Origin of the sequence: Bacteroides sp. 2_2_4 (assembly GCF_000157055.1) — a bacterium.
Lineage (GTDB): Bacteria > Bacteroidota > Bacteroidia > Bacteroidales > Bacteroidaceae > Bacteroides > Bacteroides ovatus.
The window spans coordinates 72001-88826 of the sequence record NZ_EQ973370.1; the positions used below are offsets into that span (position 1 = coordinate 72001).

Sequence of the window (16826 nt, forward strand, 5' to 3'; positions counted from 1 at the left end):
CACCATGAAAAAAATATTTATACTGGGAGCTTTACTGTTTATAACTTCTATTCCTATGGTTTCTTGTACGGATGATGATGATAAGGACCCTAATTTTATGCCTCCTGATATAGTGATGGGTGGGGGAGATGTGGAGTCGGAATACCCGGAAGATTTACCCGTTCCTGGAGCCTCTGTGGTATATGCTCCGTCATTAAATGCCAATATGTATCGCCCTATCAGTGTCAAGTATTCCAGTGCTTATCCTCCCATATCCAGTTGGACAACGGGGAATACACGTATTATTGCTTATATGGATGGATATAAACCGGCTATTAAGACATTGAAAGCGTATCAGGAGTCGGTGAATAAATATGGAAGTTCGACAACGCTTCCGAAACAAGCAGCTACGGGCAGGTTTTATACGAAGAAGATAGATGGACGTTGGTGGTTGGTTGATCCAGAAGGTTGTTTACATCTGGAACGCAGTGCGACTTCTTTGCGTAAGGGGACTTCCAGTCGTAATAAAGCGGCTTGGAATAGTAGGTTTGGAACTGATGAGAAATGGCTGTCTACTACTCAACGTGAATTGAGCGAGATTGGCTTTCATGGTACAGGTGCCTTCTGTACAGGTACTTATTCACTGATTCAGACTCATAATGCTTCCAATCCGAGCAGTCCGTTGACTTTGGCGCCTTCATTTGCTTTTCTAAGCCAGTTCAAGAGTGCGAAGTCTTATAATTATCCCGGAGGAAGCGATGATAATGCTGCAGGTCTTGTGTTTTATAATGGATGGGCCGAATGGTGTGATTCATATTTGGCAGGTAGTGCTTTCGCAGATTATTTGCGTGATCCTAATGTCTTGGGGTTCTTTTCGGATAATGAGATAAACTTCTCTTCAAACAGTTCCCGGATTTTGGATCGTTTCCTGGCTATCAACAGTTCGAATGATCCGGCTTATGTTGCGGCAAAAAGCTTTATGGATTCCAAGGGCGTGCAAAGTGTGACGGATGCCTTGAATAATGAGTTTGCAGGCATCGTAGCAGAGAAATATTATAAAGCAGTGAAAGAGGCAGTGATGAAAGTAGATGATAAGCTGCTTTATCTGGGGACTCGATTGCATGGAACTCCTAAATATATGGAGGGAGTGATGAGAGCTGCCGGAAAATATTGTGATGTCATTTCTATCAACTATTATAGCCGTTGGAGTCCCGAACTGACAACAGCGATTGCAGACTGGGCAAGTTGGGCAGATAAGCCGTTTCTTGTAAGTGAGTTTTATACGAAAGGGGTGGAGGATTCCGATCTGAATAACCAGTCGGGAGCCGGGTATTCTGTTCCTACACAAAATGAGAGGGCTTATGCTTATCAGCATTTTACATTAGGATTGCTTGAAGCTAAGAATTGTATCGGATGGCATTGGTTTAAATATCAGGATGATGATGGTACGGATAATTCGTCGAAACCTGCCAATAAGGGTCTTTATGATAATTCTTATCAGTTGTTTCCTTATTTATCTTTCTTTGCCCGCGAATTGAATTTTAATGCGTATGATTTGATCCAGTATTTTGATAAATAGGTATTCGTTTCGATATAATATTTGAAAAGAAATAAAAAGTGCGAATTTCGCTGTATAGCTTTGATAAAAACTACTGTTGCAAAATTCACACTTTTTATTTTCTGATTAGTTGTGTACTAACGTACCTATCTCTTCTCCGCTGATTACTTTCTTTAAGTTACCTACTGTGTCCATATCAAATACGACGATAGGCAGGTTATTTTCTTTGCACATACAGGTCGCAGTTAAATCCATAACTTTCAGACCACGTTTCAACACTTCATCATACGTAATATCATCGAATTTGGTTGCGGTAGGATCTTTTTCAGGATCAGCTGTGTAAATGCCATCTACGCGAGTACCTTTCAGCATAACGTCTGCTTCGATTTCTATTCCTCTAAGTGAAGAGCCGGTATCTGTAGTAAAGAAAGGATTTCCCGTTCCTGCAGACATAATGACCACTTCACCGTTTTCCATACATTCGATGGCTTTCCACTTACTGTAGAATTCACCGATAGGTTCCATCCGTACTGCTGTCAATACACGTGCTTTTACACCGGTAGCCACAAGAGCAGAACTTAGAGCGAGGCTATTGATAACGGTAGCCAACATTCCCATTTGGTCACCTTTCACACGGTCAAAACCTTTATTGGCTCCGCTTAATCCGCGGAATATATTACCTCCTCCGATGACGATACCAATCTGTACCCCTTGTTCGTGGATTTCTTTGATTTGTTGAGCATATTCTGCCAGTCTTTTTTCGTCAATGCCGTATTGCTTTTCGCCCATCAAGCTCTCTCCACTGAGCTTTAGTAAGATTCTTTTATACTTTGCCATACCTTTTGCTTTTTATTGTTTGCCGCAAATATAGAGATAATTTATCGGATAGCCTCACTGGGATGCGATTACTTTTTTCATTATTTGCCTTCCCAAAAAGGTTTGTACAACCCCTCGCAGGGAAAGATAAATGAGAAAAGCCAGCCACAGGGCGTGATTTCCCAGGAGAGGATGGAAAGCGTAATATACTCCGAAGAAGCTGGCGGAAGCGACTAACATGGAGTAAAGCATCTGACGGGTAGCGGTGGCACCAATAAATACTCCATCCCACAGGAAAGCAGAAAAGCCAGCTAGCGGAATGATAAGTGCCCAGTAAAAATAAGTGTCTGAAGCGTTGATTACTGAAGTGTCATTGGTTAGTAGGCCCAGAAATTCTTTTCCACCGATTGCATAAAGGATGGTGAATATCAATGAAAGACCTAATCCCCAATAGAAAAGGTGATGTACAGTGTTGCGTAAGGCTGTTTGATTCTTGGCACCTATGTAGCGGCCGGCCAGTGCTTCACCGGCATAAGCAAATCCGTCCATGATGTAAGAAAACAGAGTGAATAGTTGCATGAGCAAGGTGTTTACAGCTAATACAATTTCTCCTTGGGCGGCTCCTGCAGAGGTGAAAAACATGGTGACCACAACCAGGCAAAGGGTACGGAAGAAGATGTCCCGGTTGACTTGGAAGAAACGGTACATGGCTTGTTTCTGTATAATTTCTTTCCATACAATCCGCTTTCTTAGTACACTATAATAGTGCATATATAGCAATATGGCCATGAAGAAACCTGCATATTGGGCTATTAAAGTTCCTGTTGCCACTCCTGCCACTTTCATATCCAACAAGTAGACAAAGGATAGGCTGGCTACAATATTGACAATATTTTGAGTAATAGCGATATACATGGGAAAGCGTGAATTCTGCATTCCGATAAACCAACCGGCGAATCCATAAAGTCCTAATGTGGCGGGAGCTCCCCAGATACAGATATAGAAATAAGTAGTTGCCAGTTGCTCGACTTCCGGTGTGGTTTGTATCAGAGTGAATGCCAATTTCAGGATGGGGTATTGGAGTATCAACAGGCAAAGAGCTATAAACAATCCTACGCCAACGGAACGTAACAGTAACCGGGTGATTTCATTTAGATCATGCTGCCCATACGCTTGTGAGGTCATGCCACTCGTCCCCATGCGTAGGAATCCGAAAATCCAATAGATAATATTAAACAACATTCCCCCTACAGCGATGGCTCCAATGTAGGCCGGAGAACCGAGGTGTCCTACGATGGTAACATCGATAAGTCCTAGTAGCGGGACGGTAATATTTGATATAATCGATGGTATGGCTATCCGTAATATTCGTCTGTTTTCGGAGGATTGTTTTTTATCTATCATTTTATAGAAACACTTTTATCAAATTGATTGTTCTTTTCGTCCACAAAGGTACATTTTTAATTTTTTTGTTGTATCTTTGTGAATCACGAACTAAATAGCAATCAGATGGATTATGAGGACCTTAACTATTTTTTTTATCTCTTTATTCTCACTGCCGCTGGCGCTGAATGCACAGTCGGTTGATGAGATGTTGCAGAAAATATCTGCCGCCATTGAGGCTGGGCAGAATGGACAGGCTGTGAGCTATTTCCGACAGACTATTCCTCTGAATATAGACCGTACGGAAATGTATTATTGGACGAATGTGGACAAGAATAGTGAAATTAGCTCCAAACTGGCTACTGAATTAGCTCTCGCCTATAAAAAGAAACGGAATTACGACAAAGCTTATTTGTTCTACAAAGAGTTGCTGCAAAAGGACCCAAATAATGTAGATTGTTTGGAAACATGTGCGGAAATGCAAGTGTGCCGCGGACAAGAAAAAGATGCTTTGCGTATGTACGAAAAAATATTGCAACTCGATGCGGATAATCTGGCTGCTAATATCTTTTTAGGAAACTATTATTATTTGATGGCAGAGCAGGAGAAGAAAAAGTTAGAAACGGATTACAAAAAACTTCCTTCTCCCACTAAAATGCAGTATGCCCGCTATCGGGATGGATTATCGAAGTTGTTTACTACCCGGTATGAGAAAGCGCGTAACTCTTTACAGAAAGTTGTTCTACGTTTTCCATCGACAGAAGCTCAAAAGACATTGGATAAGATATTGAGAATAGAAAAAGAGGTGAATCGCTAGGTGGTTCACCTCTTTTTCTATTCTCAAGGTATTTTTATTCCATCTCAATCGGACAAAGTAGCACTCCACCAGTAGTATGGCGATCTATCGATTGATATATAGGTTGGCTTCTTTGTATTGTTTGAGACGACATTGTTATGTTTCTTGTATTCCGATTGGTTCCCGTTATCAGAGTAATGGCCTTGTTTAACATAAACTCATCAGAGCTGCCTAAAGGGAGCAAAGTGTCTTCTGGATTTTGGGCTAAATTAAACTCGTTCCAATCGTAATCGGGGGTAAATCCGGCACTATAGTCTGAATGTACAGCATTGGTAACTTTTGTAGTAATAGGCCAATACGCCCATTCATATTGATCATCTGAATACTTCTGCATTCCGACATTTTTCCCTTCTGTTAATTCACCGATGAGTATGATATTCATGAAGGGTTCCAAACTGCTGATAACCAATTCTGAGGATGATGCGGTATTTTCACTTGTTAAGATATAAATGCGATTAGAATTAAGCTTCAAATAGCCTGTCGTTCCTCCAGTTTCCGTATTGAAATATCTGGTGTGTGTCACTTTCCCTTTGTTGTTGGAAAAAATACCAAAGACTTTATCTTTGTACTCTTCGGAAATCAAAAGTCCTGCTAGCATATTGGCCGAATGTTCATAACCGCCCCCGTTATAGCGCAAATCTAATACAAATTCGTTCACTCCTTTTGATTGGAAATCGGCAAATATGGTTTTCATTTCTTCATCATAAGTACGATCATCTACGCCCGTTGGCCCCGGAGTGAAATGGTTGTAAACCAGATAGCCTATTTTCTTATCTCCAAACGTAAGTACGTCATGATAATATAACGGATTATCTTCGACTGCCGTAGAAGCTCCTATGGCAATTGTCTTAGTTTCTGAATTGTGTTTTATAATCCATTGAGAAGCAGAACCATTCAATAGGGCCTTGTAATTTCCTTCTTTTATATTATTTTTTCCATCTATACCTATAATCCAATCTCCTCGTTCCAAACCGGCTGCATGTGCAGGGCTATTGGGTAGAATATACACTACTCGGGCATAATAATATCCTAAAGGTTTGTTATTTCCATCTACTATATTAAACAATGTAAATTCCATTCCATAGGTATTGTCTGCATCAATACTGGTACGTGTTTTATAATCTTTATTCTTCTCCATGTAAGAATAGTAGTAGAGGTGTTTTCCATTCCTTGTTTTGCCATCGTTCAGACTGAGCAATGAATAAAAGAAAGTTTCAGGGTCGGCTGTGTAATCTATTTTGTTAGTTGCTGGTAACTCATTATACCATAAATAATCGTTACGCAATTTTTTCTCTATCCAATGATTTATGCTAAGATCCGTATCATCATCGTCTCCTTTTATCGAATCTGTATCATCATCTGAACAAGACACGCTAAATAAACAAAGGAATATTCCTATCCATATATGTAGGCCGAATTGAGCTTTCGTCATTTTTCTCATTTTTTATAAGGTTGCTAATTCACAAATATATTTATTTTTTCAACACAATGTAGCAATAATAGTTTGTTAAGTGATGATTATTTCAGTAAATATTCCACCTCCTTAAACATATAGCCTCTTTTGTTTAGTATTTCATCTTCCAGTATTAATCTTCCTTCGGGTTCTACACAAATGATTCGTGCAAGAAATTCACCGTTGGCATCTTTAAAACGATGCATTCCTTCCTTTCTGAAAAGAGACATTTCATATTGGCAGACTATTGATTCCGTATTGCCTTTTTTAAGTAAACTATAATAAGATTGGATACGCAATACGATGTTCTTCAGTATTTCAAATAGATCGAACTCTTTTCCTGTAATTTGTCGCAGTGAAACAGGATTAGGGGCAAAACTGTGAAACGTTTCCTGATTAATATTGATTCCAATCCCTGCTATACTTTGACTGATGTTCCGTCCCATCAGGTCATTTTCTATCAATATTCCACATATTTTCTTTTCTTTCCAATAAATATCGTTCGGCCATTTGATAGAGATATCGGTGGTATAGGTATCCAGTTCTTCCTTAATAGCCAAAGAAATAATCTGTGAAATGAGAAACTGGCGTCGTGCTTCCAGGAATTCAGGGAAGATGACGATGCTGAAAAGAAGATTCTTACCGGAATCTGATTCCCAAGAGTTGCCGCGTTGTCCACGACCGGAAGTCTGAAAGTCGGCGACTACGACAGTGAGTTCTTCCACTTTTTGTTTAGAACAGAGAGACTGCAGATAGTTGTTGGTAGAATTAGTCTCGCTGATATGAATCAATGGAACCGGGAATATATCAGGGGAGGGCATCATATTCTGCGCGTAACTTTTTAGTAAATTTCTTGATTACCTCATCATAAGAGTGATCGATAAGTTCTTTCATCAGTTTATCGTCTACGTCACTCTCAAAACGAACACTGTTCCAGTATTTTTTATTAAAATGATAAGCTCCTTCAATTCCTGAATAATGTTCGCGTAGTTCGATCGCTTTTTCCGGATCACATTTCAATGCGATGTGATTGGCTTCTTCCAAATCGATGAGAGCAAACATTTTGTTCATCACCTTGACAACAAGTGATACATCATCGAAAGGGAAAGACTCGGTAACTCCTTTCTTGTTGAGGCAGTATTCTCTGACAGTTTCTACATTCATAATGATTCGATTATATAATAACTCTATGTATTCTGCATCTTCTGTAGTGAACTTTAATATAAAGGAGGATAAAATGCTTCCTCTATGTGTTCAACCTTGAAATTTATCTCATCGCCTACTATCGTAATGATATCAAAGCGTACAGGAGAGTCAATCTGAAACAATCTGATATAGGTATCCGCTGCGCGTACCGTACGTCTTATTTTAGGTAAATCAACAGCATCTTCCGGCTCTGCAAACAGAGTATTACTGCGGGTTTTCACTTCTATTACAATCAGTTCATTATCCTTTGCTGCTACAATGTCCAGTTCGAAATGTCCTTTTCTCCAGTTCCGGTTACGGATGAGATACCCCTTCTGTTCAAGATAAGCTACGGCGGCATTTTCTCCGGCTTTTCCTAAATCATTATGTTTAGCCATCTTTTTTTGCAAATTTACTGCTTTTATTCTTTGTATTTACAGAAGTAAAAGTAATTTTGCAGAAGATATGAGAAAAAGGAGTAAGAAGTGCCTGAAAATGCATGTCGAGTGTACCAAAAGGGAACGACGGATGAGCATTTTATTGAGCGACGAAGAACAGCTGATTGTAGATCGTTATCTTGAGAAATATAAGATAACGAACAAGTCACGTTGGCTTCGTGAAACGATTCTCATGTTTATTCATAAGAATATGGAAGAAGATTATCCAACCCTTTTTGGTGAACACGACATGAGACGATAGGGGGATAATAAAAATAATAGATTCAAAATTAAAGGGTGGAATGCTGGACGATATTTACTTCATGAAACAAGCTTTGATAGAGGCAGGAAAGGCTGCCGAGCGGGGGGAAGTTCCCGTTGGAGCTGTCGTGGTTTGTAAGGAGCGGATTATCGCACGTGCCCATAATCTCACAGAAACATTGAATGATGTAACGGCTCATGCCGAGATGCAGGCTATTACAGCTGCTGCCAATGTGCTTGGTGGCAAGTACTTGAACGAATGTACCCTGTATGTCACGGTTGAACCTTGCGTAATGTGTGCCGGAGCTATTGCTTGGGCACAGACTGGTAAACTTGTATTTGGCGCTGAAGATGAAAAACGCGGCTATCAGAAATATGCCGGTTCGGCTCTACATCCTAAAACGGTGGTTGTAAAAGGGGTAATGGCTGACGAATGCGCTACATTAATGAAAGAGTTCTTTGCTGCGAAACGAAAATAAAAGCAGTATCCTGTTTTATTTGATTTCCTCAAAATCTACATATTCACCATCGTCCTGGGTGAATATTTTTTTATGTCTTTTCTCCGGAACATTCTCGGAATATATTTCCTCTTCATCATCATTTGAACGGCGATCTCTTTGGCCATAGTCCTGTTGGCTTGTACGTCCCGATTCCGTTTGTTTCGGGCGTGATGAAGAAGAACCACGTCCTAATCCGAAAATCGTTCTTAGTATGAAGCCGATAATAGAAAGGCCAAATACGAAAATGGCAATAATAAAAATGAGTATGAATAAAAGTATATGCATCGGGCTATGATTTTTATGTTGTTACTTCGATAAAACTCATAGTACAACAAACGTGCCAAGAGATTGTTTATTTACTTTTTCTTGTAAAAAGTGAAAGTAAAATATACCATACAATGATGGCGGCAAAGCTACTGATTTCAAGAAATATAAGAAGAGGAATGCAGATAATCAGGAATATAAAACTGATTTTGTTGTCATTCCATGACAGATTTTTAAATTTCAGCGAAAACATCGGTATTTCTGATACCAGCAGTCCGGAAAACAGACAGACAAGTATAAGAAGGTAGACAGGATGGCAGTTGTCTGATATCAGGAAGTCATGTGCACCCGCCACTAAAGAACCCCAGAACAGAGCGTTGGCGGGAACCGGAAGTCCCACAAAAGAACTGGTCTGTCGCGTGTCATTATTGAATTTAGCCAGGCGCAATGCTGAAAAAACAGAAATCAAGAATGCCAAATAAGGTAGGTAAGGAGCGATGAACTCCATACTTGCCGGATAATACATTTCTTTGAACAGAGAGAATACGATCAGTGAAGGAGCAACTCCAAAACTGACATCATCTGCCAATGAGTCCAAGTCTTTTCCGATAATGGAATGTGCGTTGAGCATACGAGCCAACAATCCGTCGAAGAAGTCGAAAATGGAACTTAAAGCAATGAAAAGTAGTGCCAGCTCATATTTGGCTTCAAAAGCCATGACGCAGGCAATACAACCGGAGAAAAGGTTCAGGCAGGTTACGGTATTCGGAATACTGTTTTTAATAACGTTTGTCATTGTGACAGAATTATTTAAGTTTGGCGATAACCGTTTGGTTACCAGTCGTTAATTGTCCCATGCTGACACATACTTCTGTGCCAATGGGTAAATACACATCCACACGGGAACCGAATTTGATAAATCCCATGTGTTCGTCAATATAACATTCTTCTCCTACTTCAGCGTAGGTGACAATACGGCGTGCCACTGCTCCGGCAATTTGCCGGGTGAGTACTTCCACTCCTTCCGGAGTTTCGATTACTACCGTAGAACGTTCGTTTTCTGTGCTGGCTTTCGGCAGCCATGCTTTCATGAAGTTTCCATTATGATGTGCTACCTTTTTAATGGTACCGTCCACCGGATACCAGTTGGCATGTACATTCACAATGCTCATGAAGATGGATATCATTAACCGGCGGTCATGGAAATATTCGTTTTCATCGACTTCCTCGATAACGACGATTTTTCCATCGGCGGGTGCTACGACAATCTTTTCAGTGTCCTGTCCGAAGAGACGGATCGGACATCGAAAGAAATTCACCATCAGCAGATAGACTGCTATACTCGCTACTGCTACCACATAAAATGGTATTTTGCAATCGATCCCCCAATAAAGAGCCGCATTAATCAATAGCAATAGCAAGAAGCTAGCCCATAATATATGTGTTCCTTCGCGGTGAATACGTATTTTCTTCAATTTCTTTAGTCGGCCCATGAATGCTGTTTAATGATATTGTCTGCAAAAATATACTTAATTTAAAAATTCAGCAAGTAAATGAGCATAGAAATGCGAATGTTGATAACTTTTTGAGGATTATTTTTGTTTATAACCCGGGAGGTAGTAATTTTATGCCTTCAAATTAACTACTTATCATTATGCAGGATTTCGTTCATTTACATGTCCATACTCAATATTCTTTGTTGGATGGTCAGGCTAGCGTAGCTCGTCTGGTTGATAAAGCTATGAAGAATGGGATGAAGGGTATAGCCGTGACCGATCATGGAAATATGTTCGGTATCAAGGAATTTACGAACTACGTCAATAAGAAGAACAGCGGTCCGAAAGGTGAAGTCAAGGACCTGAAGAAGCGAATTGCAGGAATTGAGGCCGGCACGATAGAGTGCGAGGATAAAGAGGCGGAGATTGCTGCTTGCAAAGCTAAGATCGTGGAAGCGGAAAACAAACTATTCAAACCGATCATCGGTTGTGAAATGTATGTGGCACGCCGTACCATGGACCTGAAAGAAGGCAAGCCCGACCAGAGTGGTTATCACCTGATCGTATTGGCTAAGAATGAAACTGGTTATCACAACCTTATTAAATTAGTATCGCACGCGTGGACGCGCGGTTATTATATGCGTCCGCGTACTGACCGTAGCGAACTCGAAAAATATCACGAAGGACTTATTATTTGTTCAGCCTGTCTCGGTGGTGAGGTGCCGAAGCGGATTACTGCCGGGCAATTTGCCGAAGCGGAGGAAGCAATACAATGGTATAAGAACTTGTTTGGCGATGACTACTATCTGGAGTTACAACGCCATAAAGCGACTGTTCCCCGTGCCAATCATGAGTGTTATCCGTTGCAGGTGAATGTGAACAAACATTTGATAGAGTATGCTAAGAAATTCAATGTCAAACTGATTTGTACGAATGACGTTCACTTTGTAGACGAAGAGAATGCGGAAGCGCACGACCGTTTGATCTGTTTGAGTACCGGTAAGGATTTGGATGATCCTACCCGTATGCTTTATACCAAACAGGAATGGATGAAGACACGCGAAGAGATGAACGAACTCTTTGCCGACGTGCCCGAAGCATTGAGCAATACACTGGAGATTCTTGATAAGGTAGAATACTACTCCATCGACCATGCGCCTATTATGCCGACTTTCGCCATTCCCGAAGATTTCGGAACAGAGGAGGGGTATCGGGAGAAGTTTACAGAAAAAGACTTGTTCGACGAGTTTACTCAAGATGAACATGGTAATGTGGTATTAAGTGAAGAGGATGCGAAAGCAAAAATTAAACGCTTGGGTGGTTATGATAAACTTTATCGTATAAAACTTGAAGGAGATTATTTGGCAAAACTGGCTTTTGACGGAGCTAAAAGAATTTATGGTGAACCTCTAACGGAAGAAGTCAAAGAACGAATGAACTTCGAATTGTACATCATGAAAACGATGGGTTTCCCCGGATACTTCTTGATTGTACAGGACTTTATCAATGCGGCACGTAAGGAACTGGGTGTGTCGGTGGGTCCGGGACGTGGTTCGGCAGCAGGTTCAGCAGTGGCTTATTGTTTGGGTATTACGAAGATAGACCCTATCCAATATGATTTGCTGTTTGAACGTTTCTTGAATCCAGACCGTATTTCCTTGCCCGATATTGATGTGGACTTTGATGATGACGGTCGTGGTGAGGTACTTCGTTGGGTGACAAATAAATATGGTCAGGAAAAAGTTGCTCATATTATTACGTATGGTACTATGGCGACAAAGATGGCTATCAAGGATGTCGCGCGTGTACAAAAGCTACCTTTGTCAGAATCCGATCGTTTGTGTAAACTGGTTCCTGACAAGATTCCTGACAAGAAACTTAATTTGCCGAATGCCATTGCTTATGTTCCCGAATTGCAAGCAGCGGAAGCGTCATCTGATCCTCTATTGCGGGATACGATCAAGTATGCCAAAATGCTTGAAGGCAACGTGCGTGGTACAGGTGTACATGCTTGCGGTACGATTATTTGCCGTGATGATATTACTGACTGGGTACCTGTCAGCACTGCTGATGATAAGGAAACGGGCGAAAAGATGCTTGTTACCCAGTATGAAGGCTCGGTGATTGAAGATACTGGGTTGATTAAGATGGACTTCCTCGGTCTGAAAACTTTGTCTATCATCAAAGAAGCTGTTGAAAATATCCGTTTAAGTCGTAATGTTGAAGTGGATGTCGATGCGATAGATATTTCTGATCCGGCTACTTATAAATTATATAGTGACGGACGTACGATTGGTACATTCCAGTTTGAATCTGCTGGTATGCAGAAGTACCTGCGCGAATTGCAGCCTTCTACATTCGAAGATTTGATTGCCATGAATGCCCTTTATCGTCCGGGACCGATGGATTATATCCCTGATTTTATTGATCGTAAACATGGACGCAAGCCGATTGAGTATGATATTCCTGTAATGGAAAAGTACTTGAAGGATACGTATGGGATTACGGTCTATCAGGAACAGGTGATGCTTCTGTCACGTTTATTGGCAGACTTTACTCGTGGTGAGTCTGATGCACTCCGTAAGGCCATGGGTAAGAAGTTGCGTGACAAGTTGGATCACATGAAACCTAAGTTTATTGAAGGCGGACGAAAGAATGGACATGACCCGAAAGTGCTTGAGAAGATTTGGACAGACTGGGAAAAATTCGCGTCTTATGCTTTCAATAAATCACATGCTACTTGTTATTCGTGGGTGGCTTACCAAACAGCCTATCTGAAAGCCAATTACCCTCCTGAATATATGGCTGCTGTGATGAGCCGAAGCTTGTCGAACATTACTGATATCACGAAACTGATGGACGAATGTAAAGCAATGGGTATTCAGACGCTGGGACCGGATGTGAATGAAAGTAACCTGAAGTTTACCGTAAACCATGACGGTGATATTCGTTTCGGACTTGGTGCTGTCAAAGGTGTAGGTGAAGCTGCTGTACAAAGCATAATGGAGGAACGGCGTAAGAATGGTCCTTTTCTCGGTATATTCGACTTTGTGCAACGTGTCAACCTGAATGCCTGCAACAAAAAGAATATGGAATGTCTGGCATTAGCCGGAGGGTTTGATAGTTTTCCTGAACTGAAACGGGAACAATATTTTGCTGTAAATTCTAAAGGTGAGGTATTTCTGGAAACATTGATGCGTTATGGTAACCGCTATCAGGCAGATAAGGCAGCTGCTGTCAATTCTTTGTTCGGTGGTGAAAACGTTATTGATGTTGCAACTCCTGAAATTCCTCAAGGTGTAGAACGTTGGAGTGATCTTGATCGTCTGAATCGTGAGCGTGATTTGGTCGGTATCTATCTTTCTGCTCATCCGTTGGATGAATTTTCTATCGTATTGGAACATGTCTGCAATACACGGATGGCGGATTTGGAAGATAAAGCTGCACTTGTTGGTCGTGAAATAACGATGGGAGGAATTGTGACCAGTGTTCGTCGTGGAGTTAGCAAGAACGGAAATCCGTATGGTATTGCCAAGATTGAGGACTATTCCGGTTCTACCGAGATTCCATTCTGGGGAAACGACTGGGTGACTTATCAGGGATATCTCAATGAAGGAACGTTCTTGTATATCAAGGCTCGCTGTCAAGCCAAACAATGGCGGCAGGATGAATTGGAAGTGAAAATCACCTCTATGGAGCTTCTTCCCGATGTGAAAGAAGAACTGGTGCAGAAGATCACGATTATCATTCCTCTGTCAGTCTTGAACTCGGCTTTGGTTACTGAACTTGCCACTCTGACTAAGGAACATCCGGGAAATACGGAATTGTATTTTAAAGTGACGGATGATGCCGATGTAAGCCACATGTCAATTGATTTGATTTCCCGTCCGATTAAGCTTTCGGTGGGGCGGGATTTAATAACATATTTAAAGGAACGTCCGGAACTGGGATTTCATATAAATTGATTATTGGTGATTTATGGCGTTTTGAAATAAGAATTTTGCTTTGTCTATTTCTTTATGGAACAAAGATAAGGAGGTTAATTTAAAATTTAGAAAAATAATAAAAGAGACAATGTTGTAGAAAACATAGTCTCTTTTTATTTATATAGTTGTGTGCTATTTTTTCAATCTTTGTTATCCTTTTTCGATTTACGATACTCACGTGGAGACATCCCCATGATTTTGCTGAATAACCGGGAGAAATAATAGGTATCTTCTATACCTATTTTATAGCATATCTGATTAATTTTCATATCAGTAGTGTCGAGTAGCTGGCAGGATTGCTGTATCTTTAATAAGTTGAAATAGGTCAAAGGACTATGGCCTGTTTTCTTTTTGAACAACAGGGAGAAGTGGGAAGGAGAATATCCGATCTGATCGGCTATATCTTGTAGGCTAAGATGCTTTTCCATATTCTCTTTCATATAATGAATAGCCAGTTCGCTTACATTTTCATCTTCTGCTGCATCATTATTTGCAGTTGCATTGCGAAATTGTTGTATATATCGCAATGTTCCCAAATAAAAATGAAACATAGAGAATGCATAACGCAGGTTCTCATTACTATAACCATTCTTCAAAGTATTGAATATCTCTTCAAATAAATTGATTCGTGTACTGATGCGTGAATGCGATTCAGGTTGGATATCCATTGGGCGGCTTGCCTCTTGAGCGTAAAAGGGAGCGAGAATACCTTTAAAGTGTATCCAGTAAATAGTCCATGGATACGATTTGTCGGAAGCATAGGCATGGGGAACTCCCGCAGGGAGGATAAAATACTGGTTGGCGGATACGGTATATTCCTGATTGCCGATGCGATACCATCCGGCCCCGTCTATGCAATAGATGAATACATACTGGTTGATAGGCTCTTTCCGTTCCCGGAAGTGATGCTTGGCTTTCGGATAATATCCGATGTCAGTAATGTGTAGCATGGAGGTAAGAGGGTCTTCTTCCATTTTGTCAACGATAATGCGGGGAAGCACTAAAGCTCTTTCTCCGGTAAATCCATCTTTCAACTTTACCATAATCTCATAGTATATGATTCGACTGTTCTGCGCAAATATATAACAATGTATCTTATCTATCAAATAAACTGCAAAAAATAAGATTGTCCATCTTTATCGAATGAAATTCTATTTTTTATGCTCTTGACATGCTCTATCTTTGCAGTATCAATTAATCAATCTTCTAATGGTATGAAAAGTTATAATAAAAAGTTTGTCTATTTTATATGTTTAGTCTCTGCGATGGGCGGACTTCTCTTTGGCTACGACTGGGTGGTGATAGGGGGAGCGAAGCCTTTCTATGAACTCTATTTCGATATTGCCGATGTACCCGCCATGCAGGGACTTGCCATGAGCGTGGCTTTGCTCGGTTGTTTGATTGGCGCTATGGTGGCAGGCATGATGGCAGACCGTTATGGACGTAAGCCTCTCCTGATAATTTCTGCTTTCATATTCTTGTCTTCAGCTTATGCTACCGGAGCGTTTTCCGCATTTAGTTGGTTTTTGGCAGCCCGTTTTTTAGGTGGCATCGGAATCGGAATTGCTTCGGGACTTTCTCCCATGTATATTGCCGAAGTAGCTCCTACGTCAATTAGGGGAAAACTCGTTTCGCTAAATCAATTGACGATTGTACTCGGTATCCTGGGCGCTCAAATCACTAACTGGCTGATTGCAGAACCTATTCCTGCAGACTTTTCTCCTGTGGATATTTGTGCTTCATGGAACGGGCAGATGGGATGGCGATGGATGTTTTGGGCGGCTGCCTTCCCTGCTGCGATATTCTTGTTGTTGGCATGTTTCATCCCCGAAAGTCCCCGCTGGCTGGCGATGAAAGGAAAAGAAGAGAAAGCATGGAATGTGCTTAGTAAAATAGGTGGTGATGATTATGCCGATCAGGAACTTCGCTTGGTGGAAGAAACCGGTTCTTCGAAGTCGGAAGGAGGATTGCGGTTATTGTTTAGCCGTCCGTTCCGCAAGGTACTTGTTTTAGGCATTATTGTGGCTGTATTCCAGCAATGGTGCGGTACGAATGTAATCTTCAATTATGCGCAGGAGATATTCCAGTCTGCAGGGTATTCGTTGGGAGATGTTCTCTTTAATATTGTGGTGACAGGTGTGGCGAATGTAGTTTTTACTTTTGTGGCTATCTATACAGTCGAACGCTTGGGACGTCGCGCTCTGATGCTTTTGGGTGCCGGAGGGCTGGCTGGCATTTATCTCATTCTCGGCACTTGCTATTTCTTCGAGGTAAGCGGATTCTTTATGGTGGTACTTGTTGTGCTGGCTATCGCTTGTTATGCAATGTCCCTGGGGCCTATCACTTGGGTGCTGCTTGCCGAAATCTTCCCGAACCGGGTGCGTGCCGTTGCAATGGCAACCTGTACATTTGCTTTGTGGGTAGGTAGTTTCACGCTGACATACACTTTCCCGTTACTGAATAATTTCTTGGGAAGCAGTGGTACATTCTGGATTTATGCAGTCATTTGTGCTGTCGGCTATTTGTTCTTCTTCCGTGCGTTGCCCGAAACGAAAGGCAAATCACTGGAAGCATTGGAAAAGGATTTAATCAAATAAAAAAAACAACAGGTTGGCAAATTAACAAGTAAGTAAATAGGTATTGGATAACATC

General features: G+C 41.1%; 16 protein-coding genes. 6 read left to right on the forward strand and 10 right to left on the reverse strand.

From position 1 onward, the window contains the following. Positions 1–4: 4 nt before the first annotated feature. Entirely contained in the window at positions 5–1558 is a 1554-nt protein-coding gene (locus tag BSCG_RS03600; protein WP_004306550.1) for a hypothetical protein, read from the forward strand. Between the two features lie 105 nt (positions 1559–1663). Here BSCG_RS03600 and pyrH read toward each other — a convergent pair whose 3' ends face one another. Then, positions 1664–2374 (reverse strand): UMP kinase, encoded by a 711-nt coding sequence (gene pyrH / locus BSCG_RS03595; RefSeq protein WP_004306551.1) that lies wholly within the window; start codon positions 2372–2374, stop codon positions 1664–1666. A gap of 54 nt (positions 2375–2428) precedes the next feature. Next, positions 2429–3757: an MATE family efflux transporter gene (locus BSCG_RS03590; RefSeq protein WP_004306553.1), complete on the reverse strand. Its 1329-nt coding sequence runs from the start codon at positions 3755–3757 to the stop codon at positions 2429–2431. Between the two features lie 112 nt (positions 3758–3869). Between BSCG_RS03590 and BSCG_RS03585 the strand changes: the two genes are divergently transcribed. Continuing rightward, positions 3870–4553 (forward strand): tetratricopeptide repeat protein, encoded by a 684-nt coding sequence (locus tag BSCG_RS03585; RefSeq protein ID WP_008777244.1) that lies wholly within the window; start codon positions 3870–3872, stop codon positions 4551–4553. 34 nt (positions 4554–4587) lie between these two features. Here the strand turns inward: BSCG_RS03585 and BSCG_RS03580 are convergent, their stop codons facing one another. The 4 genes from BSCG_RS03580 to BSCG_RS03565 form a co-directional block, all read right to left on the reverse strand. Further along, positions 4588–6024, reverse strand: a complete 1437-nt coding sequence (locus BSCG_RS03580; protein WP_008777245.1) for a S41 family peptidase — start codon at positions 6022–6024, stop codon at positions 4588–4590. A gap of 86 nt (positions 6025–6110) precedes the next feature. Then, the gene (locus BSCG_RS03575; RefSeq protein WP_032849782.1) at positions 6111–6869 is read right to left on the reverse strand and encodes a biotin--[acetyl-CoA-carboxylase] ligase; all 759 of its coding nucleotides are present in this window, start codon (positions 6867–6869) and stop codon (positions 6111–6113) included. After that, positions 6853–7209: an MmcQ/YjbR family DNA-binding protein gene (locus BSCG_RS03570; RefSeq protein ID WP_004307924.1), complete on the reverse strand. Its 357-nt coding sequence runs from the start codon at positions 7207–7209 to the stop codon at positions 6853–6855. The genes BSCG_RS03575 and BSCG_RS03570 overlap by 17 nt, the downstream gene beginning before the upstream one ends. 53 nt (positions 7210–7262) lie before the next feature. Further along, positions 7263–7628, reverse strand: a complete 366-nt coding sequence (locus tag BSCG_RS03565) for a YraN family protein (protein WP_004326250.1) — start codon at positions 7626–7628, stop codon at positions 7263–7265. 67 nt (positions 7629–7695) lie between these two features. Here BSCG_RS03565 and BSCG_RS03560 point away from each other — a divergent pair, with 67 nt between their 5' ends. Then, positions 7696–7929: a hypothetical protein gene (locus BSCG_RS03560; protein ID WP_004299215.1), complete on the forward strand. Its 234-nt coding sequence runs from the start codon at positions 7696–7698 to the stop codon at positions 7927–7929. A gap of 40 nt (positions 7930–7969) precedes the next feature. After that, positions 7970–8407, forward strand: coding sequence for a nucleoside deaminase (locus BSCG_RS03555; RefSeq protein ID WP_004299216.1), 438 nt, complete (start codon positions 7970–7972; stop codon positions 8405–8407). 15 nt (positions 8408–8422) lie between these two features. Here the strand turns inward: BSCG_RS03555 and BSCG_RS03550 are convergent, their stop codons facing one another. The 3 genes from BSCG_RS03550 to BSCG_RS03540 form a co-directional block, all read right to left on the reverse strand. After that, on the reverse strand, positions 8423–8713 hold the full coding sequence (locus BSCG_RS03550) for a DUF4834 family protein (protein WP_004306562.1): 291 nt from the start codon (positions 8711–8713) through the stop codon (positions 8423–8425). Positions 8714–8780: 67 nt separating this feature from the next. Further along, a complete protein-coding gene (gene pssA / locus BSCG_RS03545; protein WP_032849783.1) occupies positions 8781–9488 on the reverse strand; it encodes a CDP-diacylglycerol--serine O-phosphatidyltransferase in 708 nt (235 codons plus the stop codon). A 10-nt stretch (positions 9489–9498) separates the two neighbouring features. Then, on the reverse strand, positions 9499–10185 hold the full coding sequence (locus BSCG_RS03540; RefSeq protein WP_004299219.1) for a phosphatidylserine decarboxylase family protein: 687 nt from the start codon (positions 10183–10185) through the stop codon (positions 9499–9501). 161 nt (positions 10186–10346) lie between these two features. Here BSCG_RS03540 and dnaE point away from each other — a divergent pair, with 161 nt between their 5' ends. Then, positions 10347–14153 (forward strand): DNA polymerase III subunit alpha, encoded by a 3807-nt coding sequence (dnaE, locus tag BSCG_RS03535; protein WP_008650090.1) that lies wholly within the window; start codon positions 10347–10349, stop codon positions 14151–14153. 161 nt (positions 14154–14314) lie between these two features. On the opposite strand, the gene BSCG_RS03530 is transcribed toward dnaE, so the two are convergent. Further along, complete coding sequence (locus tag BSCG_RS03530) at positions 14315–15217, reverse strand: AraC family transcriptional regulator (protein ID WP_008777248.1); 903 nt, start codon at positions 15215–15217, stop codon at positions 14315–14317. Positions 15218–15388: 171 nt separating this feature from the next. On the opposite strand from BSCG_RS03530, the gene BSCG_RS03525 reads away from it, so the two are divergent. Continuing rightward, complete coding sequence (locus BSCG_RS03525) at positions 15389–16771, forward strand: sugar porter family MFS transporter (RefSeq protein WP_004307928.1); 1383 nt, start codon at positions 15389–15391, stop codon at positions 16769–16771. Positions 16772–16826 lie beyond the last annotated feature (55 nt).